The organism is Actinomycetota bacterium (assembly GCA_040755895.1).
Taxonomy (GTDB): domain Bacteria; phylum Actinomycetota; class Aquicultoria; order Subteraquimicrobiales; family Subteraquimicrobiaceae; genus Subteraquimicrobium.
Window position 1 is genome coordinate 1 of sequence record JBFMAG010000087.1, and the last position, 2349, is coordinate 2349.

The window sequence follows — 2349 nt, forward strand, 5'->3', positions numbered from 1 at the left end:
TTCATTTATGTTTTGAACTTTGGATTCCTTCGACTTTGCTCAGGAGATGTTTGCTCATTTAATATTGCTTAAATTTGGTGCTTTGTGCTTAGAATTTGAAACATTCCTTGTGCTTAAGGACAATGTTTTGGCAAAAGAGCTTCTGCCCCAGGCGATTTATGTCTAGCCTATAATTATTGATTGAAGGGGTTAGGCAAAGGAGAGGATTTTCCTCGTCTTTGCAGGATATTTGTTAACGCCCTTACGACTTTGGGGTCGAATCGGAAGCCTTGTTGTTTCTTTATCCTTGTCACGGCTTGATTTGGGGTGAGGCGTTTTTCCGGCTTTTCTGCGTGGGTGAGCTCGTCGTAATAGCTAGCAACGTTGATAATTCGAGCCTCTATCGGGTGATCCGCTTCCGATCTCCTTTCTCCATCAAAAGCCCGATGATGCTTTCGGACGATGTTTGAAGCATCCCTCAAGAATTCGACCTGCTCAAGGATTTCGGCGCCCACGACAGCATGTGGAGGCTCGCCATCCTGCGAGGTCGTCTCCAGTACCGAATCTAACGAATCCTCATCCACCCCTATCTTTCCAAGATCATGGAGTAAGGCGGCATATCCAACCAACTCGAGCTTCCTACCATGGATACCCATTTCCCGCGCGATATTAATTGCATAACTAGCTACCCTTTGTGCATGACCACAATTTTGAGGATCCTGCGTCTCGGCTGCGCTAGCGAGAGCCCTTATCGTATTATAATAAGCTCTCCGTATATCCAGATATAATTTGAAAGAGTGTCTTGTCACCAACAGGGGGATGAAGAATAGAGGAGCAATCCAATAATGAATCTCCCAGAACAGCAAAGCCATGAGTATTCCAACGGAGAATAGAGCGGCGTAAATTGGTCCAAGGAGCCTTGTGCCACCAATGAAAGCTGAAAGGAAAAAGGTTCTCCTCTTCAGAGAATGCAGTAATTGATCTAAACCAACATCGATGAGGAAATAGCTGACACAGAGAGCGATCAGGGGTAGAAAATCTCTGAATAAACCGAGTTCACCTGGGGCTGCTTGGTATGGACGCCCTCGATTTAGATAGAAAAGGAGATAGAAAATGGTGCCAGAAAGGCAAATTGTTATTGAGATCTCGGCGATTGGAAAGAGAACCCCTCCCATCTCCACCATCTTCCGCCTTACTAGAGCGGTGATGACGATCCCAACAACGGCTGCAACGAGGATGTTTGGAAGAGGCAATAGAAGCAACGCAGCTAGGATGATAGCGGGGCTTACCGAAATGGATCCCCCTTGGGGCAATGTGATATCAAAGAATTCGGCCATGCAAACTAAGGCAGCAAAGAAGATGAATTGAAGGATATCGGAATGTTCAAAAGAGATATCCCTCATGAAATAGGAAAATAACCCGCAACCAACCAGAATGATGAAGATTCTTACGATTAATCCTCTAGATCTTATATCCGACAAGGTTCATCTGCCCTTTCCTTTTTTCACCCTCTCGATAGTTAGCATTCAAACCCAAATCTATCATCAATGCTTTCACCAAAATCTTATCCCATTGAGATCCACTGTATGTGGTGAGTTCTTTTACGACTGTTTCTTGGTCCAGAGCTGGACGATAAGGACGAACCGATGTCATGGCGTCATAGCTGTCGGCAACGGCTAAAATTCGAGCCATGAGGGGGATCATCTCCCCCTTAATACCATCGACATAACCGGAACCATCCACCCGCTCGTGATGATGAAAAATGGCGGGCACAACCTCCTTTAAGAATTCTATCTCTCTAATTATGGCCGCGCCTATCTCCGGGTGTTCTTCGACTTTTCTATATTCGGCGGGGGTAAGCTTCCCAGGTTTACTAAGAATTTTTCGAGTGATTCCTATCTTTCCCACATCATGGAGGAGGGCTGCGTACTTAAGCGTTTCGATTTTCTCCTCGGGCAGATGTAACTGCCTTGCGATCTTCTCCGCATATTCCGCGACCCGTTCCGCATGCCCCCTGGTATATGGATCCTTGGCTTCAACTGCAGCGACCAGGGATTTCACTGTGCCCATGTAAGCTCCACGCAATTCCATATAAACCTGGAAGGTCTGCCTGGCGATGAGGAAGGGCGCTACGAGTAAGATGATTCCCACTGGTCCAGTTTTGACATAGATTTGGGCCAGAATGATTCCCAACGGTGCGAGTGCAAAATAATTGGGAATGGCCCATTTGCAGTCAAAAAGCCAAATATTGACGGGAGAAACATCCTCCAAAAATCCGATTCCCATCGATACCAAAGAGCTATTAACGAGAAAGTAAGCGGTTGCACATAGGGTAAAAGGTATAAGAATCCAAGGAAAATCAGAATAGCT

At 46.0% G+C, this 2349-nt stretch carries 2 protein-coding genes; both read right to left on the reverse strand.

Annotated features, from left to right (window positions below; all coding sequences use genetic code 11):
• Positions 1-173 precede the first annotated feature (173 nt).
• Entirely contained in the window at positions 174-1460 is a 1287-nt protein-coding gene (locus AB1466_04175) for an HD domain-containing phosphohydrolase (GenBank protein MEW6189294.1), read from the reverse strand.
• On the reverse strand, positions 1441-2349 hold a 909-nt coding region (locus tag AB1466_04180), incomplete at its 5' end, for an HD-GYP domain-containing protein (GenBank protein ID MEW6189295.1). The genes AB1466_04175 and AB1466_04180, both read right to left, overlap by 20 nt.